Here is a 21,598-nt window from a genome sequence, read left to right as displayed (position 1 = left end):
GACCTGGCAATGCTCGCCCGACCGACGCCGGGGAATGTAATTCTTGCTCTTGGAATTTTCGTCCAGGACGGCACGAATCTGGTTAATCTGGTCGAGGCTGTACCATCGTCTGCCGCCAGAACCGATACTTGGCTGAGGCCCCTTACCGCTCAAAGAAAGCTGACGAAGGTAGGCATCGCCGATGCCGATAAGCTTCGCAGATTCCACGGAGGAAAAGGACCGAAGCGTCTTTTTCGACACCGGTGGGAAAAGCGCTTTGCGCATGGCAAGTAGCTCTTCGGAAAGCGCAGCACCATCGCCCGCGATGACATCGGTCATCAGCGGCTTCGGTGCCTCAGTCAGGGCGGCTTGACTACGAGCCTTCAACATAACTACGAAAATTCTCCAAAGTGGGCGAATAAGTCGTAGGCGAGAATGCTCCGAGTCGCAATCGTTGGCAAGGAAAATAGGGTTAACAAAACCTTAACGCAATTTGTTGATCGTTGCCATGCAATGAGCGCTCCTATTTTCGAGGTGTTTTCAGACAGAGTTGCCATGTGGCAACTCGCCAGAACGCCTGAAAATCAAGGGGTGTACGCAGTTGCCATTACAAGCGGCCCTCCAGGGAGAGGGATAGGGGTTTGGGGAAAGGGAGGAGGGAACCGTCCCCTTTCCCCATGGGGAGGCGGTTTGGAGGAGGGGGCTCGCCCCTTCCTCCATGGGGTGAGTGTTGAGAGGGGGGCTTGCCCCTCTTTCATCAGCCTGGTCGGCCGGTCAAACCGGCTGACCAGGCTCACACTACGAGGTAAAGGCGAAAGGCGGCCGTCGCCGCCTTTCGCCTGCAACTCAGTCCGTATCCGGTCCCCAGAGGGGATTGCGGCTCGGGTCTTCGATGCCGTCATAGTACGGGGCCATAGCATCGACCACCGCCCTGATCTCACAGATGCCAATCCGGGTGCGTCTCTGCGCAACGAGGATGCTCACGGCAGTCTCGTTTGCCTCGATTGCCCGGATCGCATCTTCCATGTCGTCATGGGGGCGCAGGTTTTCGATGGCGATCACGTCGCCGTCTTCGTCGTAGCCGCCGTGAAGATACATCGGGGCATCGGCCAGTCGCTCGGCGGCCCGTTCCGCTTCGCGGATAAGGCGGAAGCCTTCCTTCCGCTCCTTCCAGTATTGCGCGCTGCCGCCATCGATGACGGTGATTTTCCGGTGTGTCATAGAAGCCTCCTTTTCGCTCTGACGAAAAGGTGACCGCATTGGCGACTCACGCAGTCAAGGAGCGCGCAGCGCCCGCCAGAGGCGGCGAGTGGGGGAGCCGAAATGCGTTAGCATTTTGGGGGAACCGCTCGTCCTTTACGGCGCAGGGGCGAATGCGACACTGGGACGTCAGAGAGAGATAAGCCCGCGGCCCCGATCAGGGGCCGTGACCGCACGAGCCGGGGAGGTTTGGAGGGGATGGACCACCCCCTCCATGGGTGGGGGTTTGAAGGGGGCGGGGCTTTGCCCTGCTCCCTCATGGGGGTGAGTTTGAGAGGGGCCGGCCAGCCCTCCTCTCAAAGAAGCTCCGGCCGGTCAATCCGGTCGGGGCTTCTAACCTGTGGCCTGCGTTTCAGAACAGGCGGAGTTGCCCATTTCGCTCGATGACCGGGGCGGACGGTTCTTGCTTGGGTTTGACGTGGCCACCTGCAACAATCGCACCGCGTTGTGGCATGGCGACGGAACGAAACGGCTGAGGTCGCCCGTCCCCTGCTCCGCTGTTTTCCTGTGCGCGCCTGAGCTTACCCGACCACCCACCCATGACATGGGCCATGGTGTGCCATTCCTCCCGGAAGCGCATCGCCAGTTTGTCGCCTACGATCACGGTCGCCGGAATATGGAGAAGCGAAAACTGAATGTACGCCATGTGGACGGCGCGCGGGTCGATGTCCACGGCGGTCACATGGAGAAGCTGCTGGTAGTTGAAACCCGCTTCAAGGATGGCTTCGGCAAGCGCGACGATCATGGCGCCGCTCTCTACAGCGGGTTCCTGTGCAAGCATGAAGCCGCGTTCCGCAATCGCCTTCCGCATGTCCTCGGCGCTCCCGGCGGTGATGCGAGCCATCAACTGGCAGACGGGATAGGGCGTGAAAAATTGCCCCCTCGCCTTGTTGTGCAATTCGAGGGCATGAAACGTCATGCCCAAAATGTCCTGCGGCTTTTCCTCAAGCGCCATGACCACCTCACCGAAGATCTTCGAGAACGTCCCCATGGTTTCGCTCCCGTATTTCCGGGCAATTTCGAGGTAGCGCGCCTCGCGCTTCTCGAAGTTTACGAGATCGACGGCGTTGCTCATGGAAATGGCGGAGCACTCGCACCAGTCGCCAAAGACCATGTAGAGGTCATGCTTGTAGCGGCAGGTTTCGAACAGCTTCACGATGGAATGCAGGCGGGAGGGGGTCATTGGATCACCTGTGACGGGCCGGGCCGCTGGGCGCAGTTCGCCAATCGCCGGGACGATGCCCGCGTTCCGTTGCGGCTGGTTTGGGAAATTTGGCGAGGGGGAGCAGGCCGCGCCGGAGACTGGCGCGACCTGCCGCAACCGATTACTCGGCTGCTGCGGGGAACTGCTGGTTTTCGGTTTCGGCCGGGTCGTCCAGATCGAAGGGGCATTCGTCGGGATCAGTGCCGCCCGTGTCTCCCATCTGTTCGCGCTGCTGCTCAGCGGTCGGCGCGATCCTGACAAGGGCGGGCAGCCAACCGGTTCCGGCAAGCTGGCGCTCGGCATAGGCAGCGGCATCCGCCTTTTTCATGCCCGAGACGCCCGCCGCGAAATCCGCACCCTTGGCTTCGGTGATAGCCTGCTCGATCCCGGTCTTGCTGACGCGCCCGAAATAGCTGTCGGCGGTCGCTTCGAACCACTGCGTCATGTCGAAGGCGAGCGCCTGCGCCAGCCGGTCGGCATGGGCGCGCTGCTTCCTGCGCTCATAGTGACCGAATTGCAGGGCATTGACCGACCGCGCCGCCGCATAGGCGAGAAGGTCGAGGAGAACCGATTGCGGCTGGTCCAGGCACCAGTCCCAGAGATCGTTCGGGTTGCCGGGGATGGTGTGGCCGTAGTTCTCCTTAAGGTCGTTCATCGTCGCGAGGGCCTTGCAGGTCGCCGCATCCTTGATGCTGGTTTCGAGTTTTTCGCTCGTCACCTTCACCTCAAGGCATGTTTCATCGCTGATGCCGCCATAAGGATTGAACAAGCTCATCAGCATGGCATGGACCACGGCCGTCAGGGCGACGTCCGGATTGTGAGCAAGCTCGGCGCGGATCGCGGCGGTCTTCTGCGCCGTCAATTCCTGCGTCATGGCAGCGGAGAGCGTGAACGTCGGTTCCGACGCTTTCGCTGGCGCCGTCGCGCCAGACGGGCCGCCTTCATCCCCGCCCTCACCTTCTCCATCCGTAGCGCCTTCGAGATCGTCGGTCGCTTCCTTGGCTACATCTTCGGACCGGACCAAACCCCGCTCGATGGACAAGCCGCCGTAATAGTCCATGAGCACGTAGCAACCTGCCTTCACCAAATCCGCAGGCTCGTAAGCTTCAACAGCATTCCCCAGCGCGGCCATCTCGACATCGATGGCCTCGGCGCGGATTTGGGCGTCTTCGTCGGCAACGCCCGCCTCGATCTGCTCCGCAAGCTCGGTGTATTCCATTTCAAGCGCGTCCAGCTTTGCACGCTGCTCCTCGGTCATCGGAACGTCCTGCGGATAGACGCGCGACATGCGATGCGCGGCCTCCGGAAGCTCGGCGACGCATTCCACCCATTTCCAGCCCTCGGCGCGCAGTTTGTCCGCCTCGGCTTCTAGCCGCCCCATCACCAACTTTTCGACAAGCGCGACATCGAGGGCGTAGCCGCTGTTCTGTGTGTCGAAGAGATCACGTTTGACCGCGCCGCCTGCGGCCTCGTAAACCTCGATCCCGCCGAGAAACTTCATGCGCTTGTCGGTTGCCTTCACGGCCTCTGCTTGCAGCGCGGCGCGGATAGATCGGGCATCCCGGCTATAAGACGGCAGGCTGTTCCAGACTTCCATCTGCTTTTCGTGGTCGTCGGAAATCGTGAAAGCGGTGAGGAGCTGGAAGCTCATTTCCTCGCTGCGGTAAAGGTAGAGCAGGGCAGGGGCGACACGGCCCAGGGCGAGGCGCTTGCGCACCATGACTTCGGTGGTGCCGAAACGGGCGGCGATATCCTCGACGGACTTTCCGGCGTCGGCCATGACGCGGAACGCCTCATACTCATCGACGGGGTGCATGGCTTCGCGCTGCATGTTTTCGATAAGGCTGATTTCGGTCGCCTCGGTGGCATTGCGCTCCTTGCATTCGACAGCGAAATCCTTGGAAATCTCACCCGCTTCGGCCAGTAGGTGGAGGGCGGCAAGGCGTCGGCCGCCGGCGATGACATAGAAGCGCCCGCGCTTGTCACCCTTGCGGACGATTAGATTTTGCAGGATGCGGTAGCCGTCGCTGCGAATGGTCGCGGCCATCTCCTGAATACCTTCGGTCGTATAGGTCTTGCGCACGTTCAGGGGGTCGCGGTCGAGCTTATTCAGCGCCACGATGATGGTCTCGGTTGCTGCACTGGTATCGGTCATTGTCGGTCTCCGTGGTTTCCCGTTTCCCGAAGGGAAAGCCCCCTTGGGCGAAGCCTCCCCGGTCTGTCCGGGGGAATGGCCTCTGACATTCCCCAGGACAGAGGGGGGAGGGCGCAGCCCGCCCCACGGCGGCGGTCGTTCGGGTCAAGGGGTCGTGACGGGGAAAAAACGGAAGGTTCGACGCGCAGCGTTGAAAGCCGTTTTTTTGCCGGCACGACAAGCGGCTCTGCCGCGCCTGCCCCTTGATCCGACCGGCCGGCGCTGTCATGGGGCGGAAACAGGAACGCGGCCCGGAACGGGCCTCCCCCGCGGGCGCGCAGCGCCCGTTGGACAAGCGATCGTTACCGGGATCGGCGGAGACGGCCGCAGGCTGGCTTCGTGCTTCGCATAGAGCGCGGCCGACCGGAACGGACGGTGGCCCCTCCCATCCACAATGCTTGATACGGGACCGATTGATTGCAAATCGAAATTAGAACGTAAACGGAACACGATCCATTCCGAGTAACTATTCCTATGCGCGTCACTATGCATCGGCCGACTTCGTTCGCCCATATTTCTAGCGGAGCCGACCATCCGAAAACCTGACAGTATCGAGCGGCTTCACCTTGATTTCGATGCCTTTTTTCCTCGGTGGAGCATCAGACGACAGCGCGATCACCTGGTCGATGTTGCCCCGTTTTCGGGAACCGGCCGCACGGTCGGCATGGCGTGTCCGGAGGAAGCTGACGCTGCCGGCGCGAAGAAAATAGTGTCGCCACGGGGCCAGACAGGGTTGTCCCGACGTAAGCGTCCGGCCGCGGTAGCCGGACCACCCGTGCTTGTATCTCGATGAGCTCGAGGCAACGGCAAGCTACACGAAACGCGGCTGCAACGCCCTGACGCTGCGTCGCTTGGCGAGAAATTGTGTGGCTTCGTGTGCCGGCTGGCGTAGCGCAGCGACGCCAGCCGGGGGAGGGGGCGTGCAGCGCGCGGGACGCGCCGCCGCGATGTGAAACGAGCAGGCGCTGTGCTCTGACGATGAAGAGCATCGGAGTATCGAGCGGCTTCACCTTGATTTCGATGCCTTTTTTCCTCGGTGGAGCATCAGACGACAGCGCGATCACCTGATCGATGTTGCCCCGTTTTCGGGAACCGGCCGCACGGTCGGCATGGCGTGTCCGGAGGAAGCTGACGCTGCCGGCGCGAAGAAAATAGTGTCGCCACGGGGCCAGACAGGGTTGTCCCGACGTAAGCATCCGGCCGCGGTAGCCGGACCACCCGTGCTTGTATCTCGATGAGATCGAGGCAACGGCAAGCTACACGAAACGCGGCTGCAACGCCCTGACGCTGCGTCGCTTGGCGAGAAATTGTGTGGCTTCGTGTGCCGGCTGGCGTAGCGCAGCGACGCCAGCCGGGGGAGGGGGCGTGCAGCGCGCGGGACGCGCCGCCGCGATGTGAAACGAGCAGGCGCTGTGCTCTGACGATGAAGAGCATCGGAGGTGGCATGAAAGAGGTCGTGCTCACCGAGAGAACGGATATCTGAGATGGATATGCTCTTTGGACAGTCACTCGTTGCAGCGTTTGGCTACCTTGCCTGGGTTTTCGCGAACTCAATGAAGGAGAGCAAGCCGTGACTGCCCCTTATGATTATCACATTGGCGTGGATTACCACAAAAGCTACAGCCATCTTGTCGTGCAGGACTCTGCCGGGAAGACATTGCGATCCGGTCGCGTGAAGAACAACCGTCAGTCTCTCGGATCGTTCCTGGAACAGTATCGGGAAAACAGCCATGCAGTGATGGAGGCGACCCGCAACTGGATGGTGATGTATGATTGGCTGGACGACATCTGCGACGATGTTGTTCTGGCGCATCCGTTGAAGGTGAAGGCGATAGCCGACGCCAAAATCAAGACGGACAAGATCGACGCGACGGTGCTGGCGCATTTGTTGCGTGCCGATCTGGTGCCGGAAGCCTGGGCACCAACGGAGAAGGCGCGGGACGTGCGCGTCGCGCTTCGTGAGCGGATGTTCTATGTGCGGCTGCGTACGATGGTGAAGAACCGGGTTGTGACAGTGTTCGACCGGTATCCAGAGCGGCGCAGGTGAAGAAGCTGGGCGACCTGTTCAGCAAGACCGGCCTCCAGCAGCTCGCCGCGCTCAACGTATCAGCGATCGACCGCATCCAGATCGATCGCGGGGTGGAGTTTATCGGCGACATTGACGGGCGGATCAAGCAGGCCGAAGCCACGATCAAGGCGATGACGAGGACCAACGGCAATGTAAAGCTGTTGAAGACCATCCCTGGCATAGGGGAATTCTTCGCCCGACTGATCGATGCCGAGATCGACGCCATCGATCGCTTCCGGAATCCGAAGAAGCTGGCCGCCTATGCCGGTCTTGTTCCCTCGACCTACTCGAGCGGTGGTAAGACCTATCATGGGAAAATCATTAAGCAGGGCAACAAGTGGCTGCGCTGGGCCTTCGTCGAGGCCGTTGCACCCGCTGTCGCTTCCGACTCGCAGCTTCGTACCCAATATGAACATTTGAAGCTCAACTCAACCAACAACAAGGCGCGCGTCGCCATCGCGCGCAAGCTTTTGACGATCGCCTTCCAAATCCTGCGTGACCAGCGCCCTTACGAGAGGCGCGGCGTCGTTGGTGAAGAAGGTGCGTCGGCAACGATATCCCGGCTGTCCCGATGATTTCTTAGCGAGCCCGGCAGGTCTGGGCTGAGCTCTTATCGGAGAATGGGAAGCCGGGAACCGAACGCCACTATGTGACCGAAGCCGGAACGGAAACGGCATCAGGGACACGGATTGGAGAATGGTTCAAGACCGAAGGACGGAACACACTGTCCTTCGAGCGGGAGAGATTTTGCCAACTGGCCGAAACGCCGCTCAAAGTAGAGCCGAATCCAGGGAAAGCCACGAAAACAAAGCATTTTTTTTCCTTGTGTTCTTTCATTGGAGAAATCAGCATCGCGCCGCCCGTGGGCGGGATTTCGGGAATTCTCGTCGCGCGAGAGCGGACGGAGCGCAGCCGCCGGAGGCTCAGCATAGCGGCCCGCAGGGCGAGCCGGGACCGACTGCGCCCGCTCGCAGCGCTCCGCTTTTTTCTTGGGCGGGCAGGGGTGTTCGAGGGGTCGGGCCTCGGGGCACCCCTCGCCCTGTCCCGCGCCGCTCGATGCGGCAGGGGACAGGCAAACGGCGGAGACGGTAGAAGTCTGGCTCCGTGCTTCGCATAGAGCGCGCCCAACCGGAACGGGCAGTAGTCCACCAGGATACCGAAGAAATTCACGATCATGGAAAACCGCCCGTTTCCCACGAGGCTCCGGAAAACCCTACGGCGCTATTGGGGAGCGCGGGTTTCCTCCGCCTGCTCCGCTCGCCTGCGGCTCGCTGCGGCCGCGGCCGCGCCGTCCTCACGGCGCTGCGGCTGGGAAACGGGCATCATCACCGGGAAACAGGCAGAAAGAAAAGCGCGCGGACAAGCTGCCCTTTGCTTTCCGGCAATGGAAAACCTTCACCACCAGCCAAGCTTACGGCCCGCCAAAAAGCCCGCCGCTGCCACAAGAAAGGTCAAGAGAACGGCGGAGATGGCGAAGTAGCCCTCTGCACCAACGCTGATACCGAAGACTTTTAGATTGAGCTTGTTGAGGGGCTTCATCGTGTGAGTCCTTTCACCAAAAGAAAACGCGAAAGAACGGGACTGCTTGCTGCGCAAAATATCACACTACAGAGGTTCGCCAAGAGGGTGTGCGCGCTCGGCGCCGCAAAGCGGCCTAGGCCGCATCGCATAAGCCATTGAATCAAAACGAATCTATTTTTGGGACTCGGCCCATCCGCTTAAACTCATGAGCCTGCGAGGTGCAGCTGACAGCCGCAATCGACTCTGGCAACTCCTATACCAGAATCTGGAAACGCCCCCATCTACCCAGGCATGGCCAATTTCCGAGGCTTGGGCGGGAAGGGGAGGGCGAGGGGAGGGGCGAGGGCTCCCCTCTAACCGATGCGCGCCCGCTCGATGCGGACGCCATCGGTCAAAAGCGGTCCTGTCCCTCCGAGATGAGGGCGCGGCAGGGGGGAAACTACAGGATGAAACCAAGTTTCTCGGCGATGGAAGGCTCATAGTCGTGACCCGCCTCCGCCAGCAGCGCAATCATGTCGGCGCGCTCAAGGCCGCGAACCTCGTAGCCTTGCCGGCGCGCCGCCTCGATGACCCTTTCCAAGGTTGGGAATTCCTCCAAGAGCGTGCCGAGCCAGATTTCCGGCGAGCCGAAATCGTCGTCGGTGTCGAACCCCTGCAGGAAGAAGGTGCGCAACGGCGGATCGAATCCGATGACAGCCTCGTCGTCCGTTCTCTCGCCTTTCAGGAGGGTGATCGTATAGCGGCTCATTCGTAGTCCTCGCTTTGCGAATTCCACTCCGTCCTCCACCTCGGATCGTCAAAGGCAGGAACCTCGGCGCTGCCACTCTCGAATTCCTCGATGGCGCTTTCGTGATCGGCCGCTTCGACCTCCACGGTGATCCGGCGCTCGGTGCGGAATGTCTGGATGATGGTAACGGTCTGCTTACCCATGGTGGTTTTCCTTCCTCGCTCGGACCAGTGCCTAGAAGGCGAAGGCGGCTTGACCGCTTGCCTGCACATATGAGGCGCTATCGCCCGCCGCATAACGCTCGCGCCCCAGCTCGGACCATTGGAGGAAACCAGCGCGGTCATGGCGAAACCAACCGTCCTCGATGCCGAAAATCACTCCCCATGCCACAGCCTCGGCCGACAGGCGGCCGGTATTGATCGGCCAGTGCTCCGCACCCTTTTCCTGACGGCAAAGGCTCGGGGCCGAGAAGGTGCGGATCGTCGCGCTACGTTCGCCGGGTTCGTTGGAACCGACTGCTACCATGACTTTCCGGGCGTCTGGGACGGAGAGATAGCCGGATGCCTTCTTGTCCTCGTGATGGGAATAGCGGCATCCGAAGGCCACGGCCTGCATGATGCAATCCCGCTCGGTGAATTCGCACGTTTCCAGCAATTCGCGCCACTTTCCCGCCATGACCAGATCGACGGCGTGCCACCAGCGGGCGGTCGGACCGGTGGAATAGCCGTGACGGTTCGGTGCGCCATTGCGGGCGATCTCGAAACCCAGCCGGGCCTCAACATGCCGAACGTAGGGATGATCGGCCAAGAGGGGATGGCGAAGGCCGAGGGTGCGCGGCTGATCGTCATCGGGGCGGCAAACCTCGATTGGAAAGCGGAACATGCGCGACGGCAGGCTCCACGGCGCTGGCATGTCGAAACTTTGCGGGACCGACAGGGAATTGTTGATGTCGAGAAGGGCGAGGTTGGGCGCGAAGCCCTTCTCCACCAGCGCAACGCCGAGCGTGTCGATGTTGGGGGCATCCATGATGATATCCTTGAAATCGTCGTCGAGGGTTCCCGGTGCGCCGAAGGGGAACAATCCCCCTCGGTCATCCGGTGTTTCGGTGGCCCCATTAGTCCCACGGAATGACCGCCATCAGGTCTTCGTCATCCTGACCGGGGAAGCGGCCAAGATTGGCATTGAGCCGGCCATGGCCGGTGTTCACGGAGAGGCTGAGATAGTCGCCGCCGGTCTGGTTCTTCTTCTGCCAGATGCCGCCGACTTCGATGCGCCGACCACGCGGGGACTTGGCAAAAAGGCGGTAGACCGGCGCTTTTGCGTTGGTGCTGGTGAAGGGTTCGCCGGTGATATCGAGGTCGTAAGAGATCGAGGCAATGTTGCCGCTGATCGTGTTGTCTTCGTTGATGCGGATGAAGTTTGCGAGTTCGGTCATGGTCTGTCTCCTGAGTTTACGTTTCCCGAAGGGGAAGCCCCTTTCGGGCGAAGCCTCCCCGGTCTTTCCGGGGGAATGGCCTCTGACATTCCCCCGGACGGAGCGGGGAGGGCGAGAGCCCGCCCTGCGGCGACGGCCGGTCGGGTCAAGGGGTCGTGACGGGGAAAAAACGGAAGGTTCGGCCGCAGGCGGAAAGCCGTTTTTTTGCCGGCGCGACAAGCGGCTGTGCCGCGCCTGCCCCTTGATCCGAACGGCCAGCGCTGTCATGGGGCGGAAACAGAAATGCGGCCCGGCGACGGGCCTCAGTGCCGGGGGCATAGCCACCGACCGGACAAGCGATCGTCACCGGGATCGGCGGAGACGGCCGCAGGCTGGCTCCGTGCTTCGCATAGAGCGCGGCCGACCGGAACGGGCGGTGGCCCAACTAGCATTTCTGCGAGTTGCCGGCGACGATCCTGCAGCTAGGCTCCGATACGACAGGGATTCACCCTGAAGGAGGACTGCAATGGAGACGGCGCCAACCCTTATCCTCTATACCGTGACCGGCAAATCGCGCCCTGGTGAACATTGCTGGGACGACCCTTCCGTACCGCCCTATTTCTACGATGACAGGGACATGGCGAAACAGGCGTTGCTGGAATTGCGTGCTGATCTGCTAGCCGGTCGCGATCCCAACGATAGCCCGCTTTGCCTGGAAAGGATCGAAACCGTCCCGATGACGGCCGCGGCGGTCATGGCTTTGCTGAACGATGGTTTTGCCGCCATCGTCAAGGACCACGCGGTCATCGAGACGATCGGTGAGGGCTAGTTTCGCCCTACACAACGCATCCGACGCCGCCTGGTGCAGCGATCAGTTGACGAGCGTCGTTCTCGGCAGCACCCGTTTGGTCAATGGGCAACCATCCTGAATCCTGGTCCAGGACGAGACGTTTAGCTTCATCTCGCAGCGCGCGAGATAGGAGCCGCCGTCGACACGAAGGCAGGATGTCTCTCCGCGTTTGAACAAGACGCCGCGATTTCGGCATTTGCAGTTGTGGGCATAGGCCAGGATGGGGATCGAGGCCATGATCAGGCCGGCTACGAGCACTTCAAGACGCATGGTCGAGGCTCCAAAAGATAGAGCGTAAGATTACGCCCGCTCAACGGCATCCGGACGGACCGCAACTTCCGCTGACCTATTCTCCGGTTCTCGACCGTGACCAGGGCAGGTGGTGACTGCTTGCAGATTGATTGTAGATGCCTATTTTACGATAAATTACGGCGAAATCGCTGGTTCAAACGCATGGGCGACGGTCAAAACCGGTTGACGAGCGAGGCCCATGACACTATGTTGAGAGCTAACAACTAACCCAGCATCCTGAGAGACATGGGCTCCGGGCGGTTGGGGGAAAAAGCCGGCGCAAGCCGGTTTTTTTATGTCTTGGGGGCAAGGAGTGCCGGCGTTAAGAACACGCGTCTATATCGACGGCTACAATCTTTATTACGGCTGCCTGCGCAAGACGGCGTTCAAATGGCTTGACGTCCTGGGCCTGTTCGAGACGCAAATTCTGCCGACAATCCTCTATCGCGCGGCGCCGGAAGCCGATCCGGCAACGATGGCCCTGCATCCGGACTGCGCGATCAAGTATTTCACCGCCAAGATCATCGAGAGTGCTTCCAAGGGCGAGGATTCGGTCTCATCGCAGGCCCACTATCACAATGCGCTGACGTCGCATTGCGGCGGCCGGCTTTCTTTCGTGATGGGTCACTATTCCCTCTACAAGGCCAACCAGCATATTGTTCCAGCCGACGACCCGAAACGGTGGCCGCGCGATTGCGACAAGATCCAGGTCTGGAAGCTGGAGGAGAAGCAGTCGGATGTGAATCTGGCGCTCCAGCTTTATGATGACGCCCTAAGCGGAGAGATCGACCAGGTGGTGCTCGTCACCAACGATACGGACCTTGCGCCGGCCCTGGAAATGCTGGAGGCGCGTTGCCCGAATATTGTCCGTGGCCTGGTTATACCGACTCGCAAGGTTGGCGCTGGTGGCGACCTCGAGCGGGAAGCCAACGTGTCGCTGGCAAAGCTGGCCCATTGGGTCCGGCGGCATATCACGGAGGACGAACTGCGCGCGTCGCAACTGCCGGATGTCGTCCCTGGCCGACGCCGTGCGAGCATAAAGCCGCATTCATGGTATGCGAAGCCGCACCATCTCGCGACAATGCTGGATATGGCACGCCCGGTGCTGCGCACCGATGGCGAAATTCTGAAATGGGCGCGCCAAGCAAACGCCCATCTCGGCGGTCGGCGGCCGATCGACCTGATTGAGACGGATGCTGGCGCGGTGGAAGTCTTCGACTACATCGACGCCTATATTCGCGGCCAGCTCGACAAGGTGGGCGATCGGGACGGTTTGTCCTCGAAATCCTAATAGCTATGGGCGGGAAGGGAGTTCGAGGGGCGGGGCTTTGGGGCGCCCTTCGTCCTGCCCCGCGCCGCTCGATGCGGCGAGGGGCAGGCACACGGCCACCGGATCTGACCGAACTCGCGGTTTCGCAAATGCAAAGGGACGCCCGACCTTACGGCCAGGCGTCCCTTCAGCAACAATAGATGCGATGCTTACGCCTTCAGCGCGGCCATCCTTTCTCCGAGCAGCCACAGGGCCTTGTTGAGCTTGATATCCTGATCGATGCCGTTGACGGCACGGGAGGTTGCACGGCGCGGCCTGCCGAGATCGTCGCGGCCGACGCCGCGCAAACCACCCTTGATCGCGTTTTCCTGCACCACGTTCCACGTCGTCCACAGATCGTTGGCGCGGTCGTCGTGACGGCGCGGGACAAGCAACTGCTCCGGCTTGATCGGCGTGGTCGTCTCGCCTTCATTGTCTCCGAAGCGGAGAACATGGGCGGCATCTGCCAGAATTCTCGCCTCCTCTGGGGTCATGCGCATGGTCGACCAATCCTGCGGAGCGGCAAGGGTGCGTTCGGCCTCGCCGAGAACGCGATAGGTTCCCTCGATGACCTTGAGCTGCACGTCCCCGGAATGGCGGACCTTGATGGCGTCTATGGTGCCGGTCTGCGTCACGAGGGAATTGAGGCACCGCACCCGGAAAAGCCCGGCCATCAGTTCGTAGGCGCTGGTTCCGTCATTGGCGTTTTTCAGGAGGATTTCGCAGACGGTATCGCCGACATTATAGACCTTGCCGTCATCGACACGGCGCATTCGAATAAGGTGCTTGGTGAAATCGGCCTTGCCTTCGGTGCGGCTGCGGGACTGCTTGGCGCCGACCGGCATGAATCCCTCGTTCATGAGGCCGCGCAACACCTCGATGGTCGGGATGGGTTTGAAACGCTCGGACCGGCTCTCATGGGCGGTCACGGCAAAGATCGACGGCGCGATGCGGCGCATTTCGGTTTCGGTCAAGGCGCGGCCGGTGTCGAAACGGGCGGTCTCGGTGTAGATGCTCATTGTCTGTCTCCTGTTTTTCCGGTCGTGTGCGTCAAGTTCTGCAAAATGGGGCGGCCATGATGCTGGTCATGCGGCTTTGCGGAGTTCGAGCTTCTTGTGCTCTCTGAGGTCGTCCATGTTGAGGTAGCGGTTGGCCTCCATCCAGTTTTCGTTTGTCTCGACAGCGAGCGCCCGTACGAGGCGCAGGCAGCTTTGTGAGTTCGGGAAGATGCGTACGACATAGGTTCGGCGCCTGATCTCCTCGTTCAGCCGCTCCAGCATGTTGGTCGACTTCAGGTGCTTGTGGTGCTGGCGCGGCAGCCGGAAGAAGGTGAGCGTCTGCTCGATGGTCTCCTCGGCCCAGCCGGTGAGCCGCGGATATTTGCCCGACCACTTGGCCAGCCATGAAGCGAGATCGGCTTTGGCCTCGGCGAGATCGCGACGATCGTAGAGCCACCGGAGTTCCTGCAGGCAGTCGTCGCCGTGCTTTCTCGGCAGATGGTCGAGCGCATTCCTGAGGAAGTGGACGTAGCAGCGCTGCCATGCGGCTTCCGGAATCACCTCGCCGATCGCCGCGACGAGCCCGGCATGGTCGTCGGACACAACCAGTTCGACGCCCTTGAGGCCACGCGCCTTCAGGCCGACGAGGAAGTCCCGCCAGGCCGAGCGGCTCTCGCGATTGGCCATCTCGACGGCCAGGATCTGGCGCCTGCCGTCCCAGTCGATGCCGACCGCGATCAGCACCGCCTGGCTCATCACCACGCCGGCCTCGCGCACCTTCTCATAGCGGGCGTCGAGGATGAGATAGGGAAAGGGCTCGTGAAGCGGGCGTTCGGCAAAGGCGGCGAGGCTCTCGTCCAGCCGCCTGTTGATGGCCGAGATCGACGAGGCCGAGAAGGCGTGGCCGCACAGTTCCTCGGTGATCGCCTTGACCTTGCGGGTCGACACGCCTTGCACGTACATCTCCGCCAGCGTCGCCACCAAGGCCCGCTCCGAACGCTGGTAGCGCTCGAACAGCTCGGTGGAGAAGCGACCCTGACGGTCCTGCGGCACCCGGAGCTCCAGCTTGCCGACGCGCGTCACCAGCGTGCGGCCATAGTGGCCTGAGCGGTAGCCGAGCCGCTCCGGCGTGCGCTCCCCCTTCGCGGCGCCCAACGCCTCATCCATCTCCGCTTCCAGAACCTCCTGCATCACCGCGCGGATCACGTCGCGCAGTCCACTGGGGTTCGAAAGCAGAATGTCTTTGACGGCGGCGCTGGCGGTCTTACCTTCAATCTTGGTCATGGTGGCGTTCCTTCGCGGGAATCAGGTGACGTGAACAATCACCAGCCTGCCATGACCGCCCCTCTCAGCGAATTTGCAGAACTTTCGGGACAGTACCGTTTTTCCCCGTTTCCCGAAGGGGAAGCCCCCTTGGGCGAAGCCTCCCCGGTCTTTCCGGGGGAATGGCCTCTGACATTCCCCCGGACGGAGCGGGGAGGGCGAAAGCCCGCCTGCGGCGACGGCCGGTCGGGTCAAGGGGTCGTGACGGGGAAAAAACGGAAGGTTCGGCCGCAGGCGGAAAGCCGTTTTTTTGCCGGCGCGACAAGCGGCTGTGCCGCGCCTGCCCCTTGATCCGAACGGCCAGCGCTGTCATGGGGCGGAAACAGAAATGCGGCCCGGCGACGGGCCTCAGTGCCGGGGGCATAGCCACCGACTGGACAAGCGATCGTCACCGGGATCGGCGGAGACGGCTAAAGGCTGGCTCCGTGCTTCGCATAGAGCGCGGCCGACCGGAACGGGCGGTGGCCAATGGCCTTTTGTCAGGATGGTTTCTTCGAGAGGAGATTAAAGAGCTGCGCGATGACGTCGGTGGTGTAAACCAGCTCCCCGTCGCGCTCGTAGCTGGAATTCGAGATCCGGGACTCGACATAGACGAGATCGCCCAGCCCGACATTTTCTTCGATCCACTCGGCCTGCTTCCTGTCGAGGATCGTCACCTGCGCCCAATCGGTGGCGGTTTTTCGATCGCCGTCGGCCTGCCAGTCGCGATTGGTGGCGATGTTCACCTTTAGCACATTCTTGAGCTTTATAATGTTTCCGACGTGGCCGAGCAGGGTGTGACGGTTGACAGTCCGCATGGATTTAAACCTTCCTTAACCGCTGAAATCCGGTTATTTGTGCAACTCGAACCAATGCCGCTCGGTTTGGCCAGAGGCGTCATTCTTGATGTCGAAGAAATAAGGCTCTGACCTGAGCGGTCGAGACATGGAGACCGTTTGTATGCAGCTCCGCTGCCGATCAGAGTTATAGAGACCGTGCGTATTGCCCTGGCAAACGTTGACTGTCTTGACGCACAGATCGCCTTCCCTGGCGAAGCCGTTGCGGTCCCTGCTGCTCCCGACCTGATAGCCCTCCGGGCACTCCGCATATCTCTGATAGCCCGGCTCTCCCGTTCCTCCTTCCGGGCAGGTGGGCCAGTCGAAGCCCGGTTTCTTCATCGCGGACATCAGCCGGTTCATCGGCGGATGGCAAGCCGGTACACCCCTCCAGGACGGGTTGGAAGACGAAGCACACAACAGAACCTCGCAGCCCCATTCGCTCGCTGTAGCGGGCGTGGGCAGCATGACGACCGCCAGGAGGATCCCGGCGATAACGTTGGCAGGCGAGGCTTTGGCTGACATAGGCAACTCTCTCATCAAAAACACGAACGAGTAAACTATAGTTTATCCTATGGCACCGAGCAAACGCAAGAAGGCCGATACAGACCTTGGGACGATGATCCTGCGAAACATGGCGATCGTCATGGAGCGTGAGCGGGAGAAGCGCGGCCTGACGAAAAAGGAGCTGGTGAAGCTTTGCGAGATCACCACGCCTTACTATTTTAGGATTCTCGACGCCACGGCGAATCCCTCCCTTCAGGTCATTACGCGGATCAGCACCAATCTGAAGGTACCTATGCAAGACCTAATGCTTGGTATGAAATCGGACGACAGTTGAGTTTTGTGGATACGTTCACTTCGGACATCGCGACGATTCCGTTGCGCATAACGTAAATTATATTTTATCGTCACCCCTGCATGTTCACGGCCGAACCTGACGTTCGAGCCAATTGAGGGATGGCGAATCTTGAAGTATCTGTAGCGGCTTGCCAACATAAGCGCCTCTGCTCGCAAACATCGGCATTTTCTGCTCGAATTATCTGACAATGGAGCGGGCGTCGTGCTCACGCTCCCTGCCAATGTGCTCGCAAACATCCGGGTCTGCTTGCAAACATCCCCCACGTGCTCAGATTAATTGCCAGCGACGGCATGGTCAAACCGGGACGCCTGCCTGTCGTAGTTGCTCGGTCAGCTGACGGGAATATTCGGGATCAAGGGTGCCCGCCAGGAAGGCGCGGATATCCGACGGCCGAGCATTGAGGTGCGTGACCAGAGCCGTCGCATCGTAACCATTTCGGGTCAACGTCGGTTCGAGATCGTCGATGGCGCGGGACAGGACCTGCTCGACGATTTCGGCGGTAACCGGCTTGGCGCCGAGGCGAAAGCCCTGCTCGAATGCGAGGGTGAGATGCATCTCGATCTGAAGCGGCGTGCGCAAACGTTCGGCGATGAGGTCGATGGCTTCTTCCTCGAGGAGTTCGCCAACCTTTACGCCTTCGGCCGCACAGGCGCCAAGCAGCCAGGCAACATAGTCGCGGCGCGCGGAGCCGATCCCCTCGTAGTCAAAAATGGTCGTGCGGTAGCCAATCTCCTCCATTTGCGGCCGGCGCAGATCATTGCGCAACCGGGGATGCCCGACAAGAAGTACGGAAAGGAGCACGCCGGCGTCGGCGACCACCTCCATCAGTCGCTTCAGGCCGGTTAAGGTCTTGTGGTGCAGGTCATGGGCCTCGTCGACCACGAGGACGATCGGCCGTTTGCCTTTTTTCATGATGTCGCGCAGGTCGCGCTCCCGGCGCTCGGCCTGCTTGGGGATCTTGACCTGCGCACGATCGCCGGGAGACAAGTCGTAGAACAGGGCTTCAATGAGCGATGGCAGCGAAGTGCGCCGCTTGTCGACCGCCAGCGATTTGGCGAGTGCGACCTTGCCGGCTTTGGTGAGTTCGGCCTCGATGCGGCGCAAAAGGTGGGTTTTCCCCGAACCGACCAGGCCGGAGACCACGACAAGCCGACCGGTCTGGACGGCCGCACACACCTCGCGGATGATCGTGCGCTGATGCTCGGTCTCAAAGTTGCCGGCCCCTTGGAAAGGCCGGTCGAGGCCGTAACTGGATTGAACGTCAGCGAGCATCATTCTTCCTTTCTTCGCGCCTGGAAGCGTTCGCGGATACGGGCCGCGATCATCTTTTTGTCGAGTGTTTCTCCAAGCAGTTCATTGATGAAGGCGCGGTCACCGGCATTCATCGCGCCGATCGGCCGGCCGAGCTGGTCGGCGATGGCCCCACGGGCTGCGAGGCCATTTGGATAAGCGGTCTCTATTGCGGGTTCCGGAAACGGTGTCCGCCGTACACTCAGCCCAGCCGTGGTCGGGGGCAGCGAAGGCAATGGACGATCCCCGCCGGTGACCGCGGCGCGGGGGAGCCCAAGTTGGTCTGCCAGGCGCACCACCTTGTCGAGCCGCTCTTCGAGCTTGCTCTTCTGGTATTTGCGATAGCGAAAGAGGGGAACCGCCCCGCGCGAAGGTTGGAATGGACCGAAGCGCTTGCCCTCATGCTCGACGAACAGTTCCTGATCGAACAGGCCCCAGAGCAAGGTCACCGTTTCGCCGGCAAGTTCGGGCTCGACCTCATAGGATGCGCCTTCGACCGATACGGTCGCGTCTCCAGCAACCGTCCGTCGTTCCGGTTCGCGCGCAAAGGCGCAGAACCGCTCCCAGGAGCACATCGCCCGCACCCCGTCAGGAGGAAGATGCCGCAGCCAATCCTCGATGCGTGCATGAGACTCTGTGCGATGGTCGCCGTTATTGTAGGTGACCAAGGCGCGCCTGAGCCAAAGGTTGGCTTCCTCTTCGTCCTTCGGCTTGTGGAAATGATAGAGGGTCTCGTGCACTTCCTTGATCGTGCGAAACGGCCGCTCGACCTTGCCTTTCGCTCGCGCCGGCGTGCGCCGCTCGCTGTCCGACGGGGGCATATGCGTGAGAACCCGGACACCAAGGCTACCCATGACGGACTGGAAAACGCGCGAGCGGCTCACCGGCCCGTTATCCATATGGATGGTCGTTGGAATCCCCTGAAGCGGCAGTTCCGGTTCAGGCTTGGCGGCGAAGGCATTGTAGAGAAAGCGCAAGGCGGACTCCGCGTCCTCGCCGTAGACGGAGCGGTATTCCTGATAGCTCGCGCCGGAGCGATCATCGACCACGGAGAACAGCATCAGCGTCGGCCGGCCGCGCCCTTCCTCGACCCAAAGCGGCGCTTCCACCTGCTTCAGGTCGGACGGGCTCATGTCGAAGTGCCAGAGTTCGTTGGAACGCCGCGCCTGGAATCGGACGGCAGCCACCGGGCGGGTGACGCGCGCATAATCCAGGCCGGAAACACGCAGCAGCCGATCGACCGTTGCGCGTTTCAAGATGCCGGGCGGTGCACGGACCAGGCCATCGGGCGTCACCACGCCGTCTTCCTCAAGCAGCTTGATGGCGCGCGCCGTGGAGATATGCCGCCCCTTCCGGTTCGCCGTTCTGATCTTCAGGGCCGCGATGATTTCGGCATAGGTTTCCATCTCCGGCTGCGGGGCGATCCGGGAGGTTCCGTGATCGGCGCGCCGTACGGATTTCGGGCGGTTCAACTCCCGCAGCGCCCGATACAGGGTCCAGATCGAGATGCCGTAGGCATCGGCGGCACGAGCAACAATCTCGGTACGGCCTGGATCACGGGGAGAAAGCAGCGACAATCGGCGTCGAAGATCGACAAGAGCCTCTCCGGGCGGCCGCTTTCTCCGCTCAGCCATGGACGTCCTCGGATTCCACTGTTTTGGGAGAGCCACCCTTCTTGCCGATATGACGATAGAGGGTTGCAACAGAAACCCCCATGCGCTGCGCAATATTGCGTACCGGTATGCTGCCTTCCTTCATCAGGGCGCGCGCCGCGGCAATATCGCCCGGGCGCATCGCGGGCGGGCGGCCACCCTTGCGGCCACGTTGCCGCGCCTCGACCAGTCCAGCCGTCGTGCGTTCGCGGATCAGAGCACGTTCGAACTGGGCGATCGCACCGAAGACATGGAAGGTCAGCATGCCGCCCGGCGTCGTCGTATCAATGCTCTCGGTCAAGGACACGAGCCCGATCTTCGCGCGCTCCAACTCTTCCGCCGTCGCGATGAGCTTCTTTAGCGATCGCGCCAACCGATCGAGTTTCCAGACAACGAGCGTGTCACCAGTGCGAAGCACGTCGGAGAGAATTCGGCCCAATTCCGGGCGGTCATCGCGAGCGCCTGACCCGCGCTCGGTAAACACCTTCTCGCAACCGGCGCGTCTCAGCGCCTCAAGCTGAAGCTCCGGATTTTGATCGATCGTGCTGACCCTGGCGTACCCGACCCGCATAGCCATCCAAATGTTCTTGAAAGTCGTTGGACACATAGCATTTTGCGACAACCGTTTCTATAACAGTTTTGAGAAGATTCCATCGCGCCATTCAAGGGGCGTGACGGCATGCGCTATGGCATGCTCAAAAACCCTCGTTTATGACAAACGATCCATGGAAACCAACTATGTGTCTGACGGCCGAATATTCGCGACATGGAGCAGGGAACCTTACGCATCGAAAATCGGGCGGTCCCCGATCTTGTCCCCCTTGTATGGGATACTCCGGGAATTGAGGCGGCGATACCAAAGGATGCGGTCGGCCAGGCCGTTACCATGTTCGAGCCGCAGGAATGCGCCAACTACTTCAAATCTTGCGGATATGACCCCGAGTAATGTGGACGTGCTCTAGGTCACCCAGAGGGGCGCTCGCATCGAGTATAACCTTAAGCGCGATTGCTTCCGGTGAACCATCCTCCATATGTACGGGATGTACAGCCCACACAGACTTTTCGAGAACCACATTCTCAACAGAAACCTCATAAAGCCTACCCGACGCGAGCTCATCGAGGACAGTGCTCCTCATCACGATCGAAATGCCGAGACCAGCTCGAACTGCATGCTTCACAGCCTCAGTGCTCCCGACATTGAATGAGATTGGGAATTGCTCTGCCGCTTGGCCGAAGGCCTCGCGGAGCACGGATCCGGTACCGGTTCCACGTTCTCCGCCAATGAGGGACTCTTGAAATAACTCTGCCGCTTCAATTGTTTTTCGCGTCCTCCAATTATGCTGTGGGGATACGATTATTACCAGCTTTTCCTTCCGCCAAAGGCGGGCTTGATATCCTTTTCGATCGTCCCACCATTCGGTAAAGGCTAGATCAATCTCCTTCCTCAAGAGCTTTTCGATGATTTCAGGATTTGAGGCAACGGCCACCTCAGGTGGCCGGCCTTGAGCATCCTGTAAACGCTTCAAGTGGACTGGCAAAATATAGGTACCGATGTTAGTACTGGCACCCAACGTAATCCGGCCGCTGTGCAGGCGGTCCAGAGATCTCTTCGTGACGGTCAAAAGGCTGCGTGCGAATGGCAAGAATACGAGCCCTTGCCGAGTCGGCACACACTTGTCCTTCCTCCTCTCGACCAGCCGCACCCCTAGTATATCCTCCAATCGTTTCACATTATGTGAGACAGTCGGTTGGGATATCTGAAGCCGTCGCGACGCCTCGTGAAAGCTGCCAGTTTCGATTACCTCTATGAATGCTGCGACATGCGAAAGGCTAAACATTAC

General features: G+C 60.8%; 20 protein-coding genes and 2 pseudogenes. 4 read left to right on the top strand and 18 right to left on the bottom strand.

All coding sequences use genetic code 11. The features are described from left to right. From K0P03_RS34170 to K0P03_RS34155, 4 genes and pseudogenes are all read right to left on the bottom strand, one after another. A pseudogene (locus K0P03_RS34170) lies at window positions 1-318 on the bottom strand (plasmid partitioning protein RepA); the annotation flags it as partial. A 507-nt stretch (window positions 319-825) separates the two neighbouring features. Next, window positions 826-1,200, bottom strand: coding sequence for a hypothetical protein (locus K0P03_RS34165; protein ID WP_272792113.1), 375 nt, complete (start codon window positions 1,198-1,200; stop codon window positions 826-828). 391 nt (window positions 1,201-1,591) lie between these two features. Then, window positions 1,592-2,422 carry an N-6 DNA methylase gene (locus K0P03_RS34160; RefSeq protein WP_272792112.1) on the bottom strand — a complete coding sequence of 277 codons (831 nt, stop codon included), beginning with the start codon at window positions 2,420-2,422 and terminating at the stop codon, window positions 1,592-1,594. 142 nt (window positions 2,423-2,564) lie between these two features. Continuing rightward, entirely contained in the window at window positions 2,565-4,598 is a 2,034-nt protein-coding gene (locus K0P03_RS34155) for a ParB/RepB/Spo0J family partition protein (RefSeq protein ID WP_272792111.1), read from the bottom strand. Between the two features lie 1,609 nt (window positions 4,599-6,207). Here K0P03_RS34155 and K0P03_RS35645 point away from each other — a divergent pair. Then, window positions 6,208-7,280, top strand: a pseudogene (locus K0P03_RS35645) (IS110 family transposase). Window positions 7,281-8,100: 820 nt separating this feature from the next. Here the strand turns inward: K0P03_RS35645 and K0P03_RS34140 are convergent. The 5 genes from K0P03_RS34140 to K0P03_RS34120 all read right to left on the bottom strand — a co-directional run bounded on the left by K0P03_RS34140 (window position 8,101) and on the right by K0P03_RS34120 (window position 10,388). Continuing rightward, complete coding sequence (locus K0P03_RS34140) at window positions 8,101-8,244, bottom strand: hypothetical protein (RefSeq protein WP_272792108.1); 144 nt, start codon at window positions 8,242-8,244, stop codon at window positions 8,101-8,103. Between the two features lie 421 nt (window positions 8,245-8,665). Then, the gene (locus K0P03_RS34135; RefSeq protein ID WP_272792107.1) at window positions 8,666-8,974 is read right to left on the bottom strand and encodes a hypothetical protein; all 309 of its coding nucleotides are present in this window, start codon (window positions 8,972-8,974) and stop codon (window positions 8,666-8,668) included. Beyond that, window positions 8,971-9,156 (bottom strand): hypothetical protein, encoded by a 186-nt coding sequence (locus K0P03_RS34130; protein ID WP_272792106.1) that lies wholly within the window; start codon window positions 9,154-9,156, stop codon window positions 8,971-8,973. The genes K0P03_RS34135 and K0P03_RS34130 overlap by 4 nt, the downstream gene beginning before the upstream one ends. A 31-nt stretch (window positions 9,157-9,187) precedes the next feature. Next, window positions 9,188-9,979 (bottom strand): hypothetical protein, encoded by a 792-nt coding sequence (locus K0P03_RS34125; protein WP_272792105.1) that lies wholly within the window; start codon window positions 9,977-9,979, stop codon window positions 9,188-9,190. Window positions 9,980-10,067: 88 nt separating this feature from the next. Then, window positions 10,068-10,388 (bottom strand): DUF736 domain-containing protein, encoded by a 321-nt coding sequence (locus tag K0P03_RS34120; protein WP_272792104.1) that lies wholly within the window; start codon window positions 10,386-10,388, stop codon window positions 10,068-10,070. Window positions 10,389-10,893: 505 nt separating this feature from the next. Between K0P03_RS34120 and K0P03_RS34115 the strand changes: the two genes are divergently transcribed. Further along, complete coding sequence (locus K0P03_RS34115; protein ID WP_064334501.1) at window positions 10,894-11,196, top strand: hypothetical protein; 303 nt, start codon at window positions 10,894-10,896, stop codon at window positions 11,194-11,196. Between the two features lie 42 nt (window positions 11,197-11,238). Here K0P03_RS34115 and K0P03_RS34110 read toward each other — a convergent pair whose 3' ends face one another. Then, window positions 11,239-11,487, bottom strand: a complete 249-nt coding sequence (locus K0P03_RS34110; RefSeq protein WP_272792103.1) for a hypothetical protein — start codon at window positions 11,485-11,487, stop codon at window positions 11,239-11,241. Between the two features lie 316 nt (window positions 11,488-11,803). On the opposite strand from K0P03_RS34110, the gene K0P03_RS34105 reads away from it, so the two are divergent. Further along, window positions 11,804-12,799, top strand: coding sequence for an antitoxin Xre/MbcA/ParS toxin-binding domain-containing protein (locus K0P03_RS34105; RefSeq protein WP_272792102.1), 996 nt, complete (start codon window positions 11,804-11,806; stop codon window positions 12,797-12,799). 188 nt (window positions 12,800-12,987) lie between these two features. Here the strand turns inward: K0P03_RS34105 and K0P03_RS34100 are convergent, their stop codons facing one another. From K0P03_RS34100 to K0P03_RS34085, 4 genes are all read right to left on the bottom strand, one after another. Further along, window positions 12,988-13,836 carry a DUF932 domain-containing protein gene (locus K0P03_RS34100; protein ID WP_152007086.1) on the bottom strand — a complete coding sequence of 283 codons (849 nt, stop codon included), beginning with the start codon at window positions 13,834-13,836 and terminating at the stop codon, window positions 12,988-12,990. A gap of 66 nt (window positions 13,837-13,902) precedes the next feature. Next, a complete protein-coding gene (locus K0P03_RS34095) occupies window positions 13,903-15,099 on the bottom strand; it encodes an IS256 family transposase (RefSeq protein WP_272792101.1) in 1,197 nt (398 codons plus the stop codon). A 518-nt stretch (window positions 15,100-15,617) separates the two neighbouring features. Next, window positions 15,618-15,935, bottom strand: coding sequence for a single-stranded DNA-binding protein (locus tag K0P03_RS34090; RefSeq protein WP_272792100.1), 318 nt, complete (start codon window positions 15,933-15,935; stop codon window positions 15,618-15,620). A gap of 33 nt (window positions 15,936-15,968) precedes the next feature. After that, window positions 15,969-16,478 carry a hypothetical protein gene (locus K0P03_RS34085; RefSeq protein ID WP_272792099.1) on the bottom strand — a complete coding sequence of 170 codons (510 nt, stop codon included), beginning with the start codon at window positions 16,476-16,478 and terminating at the stop codon, window positions 15,969-15,971. 49 nt (window positions 16,479-16,527) lie between these two features. Between K0P03_RS34085 and K0P03_RS34080 the strand changes: the two genes are divergently transcribed. Then, a complete protein-coding gene (locus K0P03_RS34080; RefSeq protein ID WP_152007089.1) occupies window positions 16,528-16,794 on the top strand; it encodes a helix-turn-helix domain-containing protein in 267 nt (88 codons plus the stop codon). A gap of 315 nt (window positions 16,795-17,109) precedes the next feature. On the opposite strand, the gene K0P03_RS34075 is transcribed toward K0P03_RS34080, so the two are convergent. From K0P03_RS34075 to K0P03_RS34060, 4 genes are all read right to left on the bottom strand, one after another. After that, a complete protein-coding gene (locus tag K0P03_RS34075; protein WP_003501092.1) occupies window positions 17,110-18,090 on the bottom strand; it encodes an ExeA family protein in 981 nt (326 codons plus the stop codon). Beyond that, the gene (locus K0P03_RS34070) at window positions 18,087-19,739 is read right to left on the bottom strand and encodes an IS481 family transposase (RefSeq protein ID WP_003501095.1); all 1,653 of its coding nucleotides are present in this window, start codon (window positions 19,737-19,739) and stop codon (window positions 18,087-18,089) included. Before K0P03_RS34070 ends, K0P03_RS34075 begins: the two co-directional genes overlap by 4 nt. Further along, complete coding sequence (locus K0P03_RS34065) at window positions 19,732-20,334, bottom strand: recombinase family protein (protein WP_003501098.1); 603 nt, start codon at window positions 20,332-20,334, stop codon at window positions 19,732-19,734. Before K0P03_RS34065 ends, K0P03_RS34070 begins: the two co-directional genes overlap by 8 nt. A 340-nt stretch (window positions 20,335-20,674) precedes the next feature. Then, the gene (locus K0P03_RS34060) at window positions 20,675-21,595 is read right to left on the bottom strand and encodes a LysR family transcriptional regulator (protein WP_003501100.1); all 921 of its coding nucleotides are present in this window, start codon (window positions 21,593-21,595) and stop codon (window positions 20,675-20,677) included. Window positions 21,596-21,598 lie beyond the last annotated feature (3 nt).

The sequence above is a fragment of the Shinella sp. HY16 genome (assembly GCF_028534175.1).
Lineage (GTDB): Bacteria > Pseudomonadota > Alphaproteobacteria > Rhizobiales > Rhizobiaceae > Shinella.
Note: the sequence above shows the minus strand (reverse complement) of the source record. Positions and strands in the feature narration are given on the sequence as shown.

Bases quoted from the DNA above. Each gene is read 5' to 3' on its own strand.
- K0P03_RS34090 (WP_272792100.1), bottom strand. From the start codon at position 15,935: ATGCGGACTGTCAACCGTCACACCCTGCTCGGCCACGTCGGAAACATT.
- K0P03_RS34160 (WP_272792112.1), bottom strand. From the start codon at position 2,422: ATGACCCCCTCCCGCCTGCATTCCATCGTGAAGCTGTTCGAAACCTGC.
- K0P03_RS34110 (WP_272792103.1), bottom strand. From the start codon at position 11,487: ATGCGTCTTGAAGTGCTCGTAGCCGGCCTGATCATGGCCTCGATCCCC.
- K0P03_RS34155 (WP_272792111.1), bottom strand. From the start codon at position 4,598: ATGACCGATACCAGTGCAGCAACCGAGACCATCATCGTGGCGCTGAAT.
- K0P03_RS34100 (WP_152007086.1), bottom strand. From the start codon at position 13,836: ATGAGCATCTACACCGAGACCGCCCGTTTCGACACCGGCCGCGCCTTG.
- K0P03_RS34165 (WP_272792113.1), bottom strand. From the start codon at position 1,200: ATGACACACCGGAAAATCACCGTCATCGATGGCGGCAGCGCGCAATAC.
- K0P03_RS34080 (WP_152007089.1), top strand. From the start codon at position 16,528: ATGGCACCGAGCAAACGCAAGAAGGCCGATACAGACCTTGGGACGATG.
- K0P03_RS34125 (WP_272792105.1), bottom strand. From the start codon at position 9,979: ATGGATGCCCCCAACATCGACACGCTCGGCGTTGCGCTGGTGGAGAAG.
- K0P03_RS34120 (WP_272792104.1), bottom strand. From the start codon at position 10,388: ATGACCGAACTCGCAAACTTCATCCGCATCAACGAAGACAACACGATC.
- K0P03_RS34130 (WP_272792106.1), bottom strand. From the start codon at position 9,156: ATGGGTAAGCAGACCGTTACCATCATCCAGACATTCCGCACCGAGCGC.
- K0P03_RS34075 (WP_003501092.1), bottom strand. From the start codon at position 18,090: ATGATGCTCGCTGACGTTCAATCCAGTTACGGCCTCGACCGGCCTTTC.
- K0P03_RS34070 (WP_003501095.1), bottom strand. From the start codon at position 19,739: ATGGCTGAGCGGAGAAAGCGGCCGCCCGGAGAGGCTCTTGTCGATCTT.
- K0P03_RS34140 (WP_272792108.1), bottom strand. From the start codon at position 8,244: ATGAAGCCCCTCAACAAGCTCAATCTAAAAGTCTTCGGTATCAGCGTT.
- K0P03_RS34135 (WP_272792107.1), bottom strand. From the start codon at position 8,974: ATGAGCCGCTATACGATCACCCTCCTGAAAGGCGAGAGAACGGACGAC.
- K0P03_RS34105 (WP_272792102.1), top strand. From the start codon at position 11,804: ATGTCTTGGGGGCAAGGAGTGCCGGCGTTAAGAACACGCGTCTATATC.
- K0P03_RS34085 (WP_272792099.1), bottom strand. From the start codon at position 16,478: ATGTCAGCCAAAGCCTCGCCTGCCAACGTTATCGCCGGGATCCTCCTG.
- K0P03_RS34060 (WP_003501100.1), bottom strand. From the start codon at position 21,595: ATGTTTAGCCTTTCGCATGTCGCAGCATTCATAGAGGTAATCGAAACT.
- K0P03_RS34095 (WP_272792101.1), bottom strand. From the start codon at position 15,099: ATGACCAAGATTGAAGGTAAGACCGCCAGCGCCGCCGTCAAAGACATT.
- K0P03_RS34065 (WP_003501098.1), bottom strand. From the start codon at position 20,334: ATGGCTATGCGGGTCGGGTACGCCAGGGTCAGCACGATCGATCAAAAT.
- K0P03_RS34115 (WP_064334501.1), top strand. From the start codon at position 10,894: ATGGAGACGGCGCCAACCCTTATCCTCTATACCGTGACCGGCAAATCG.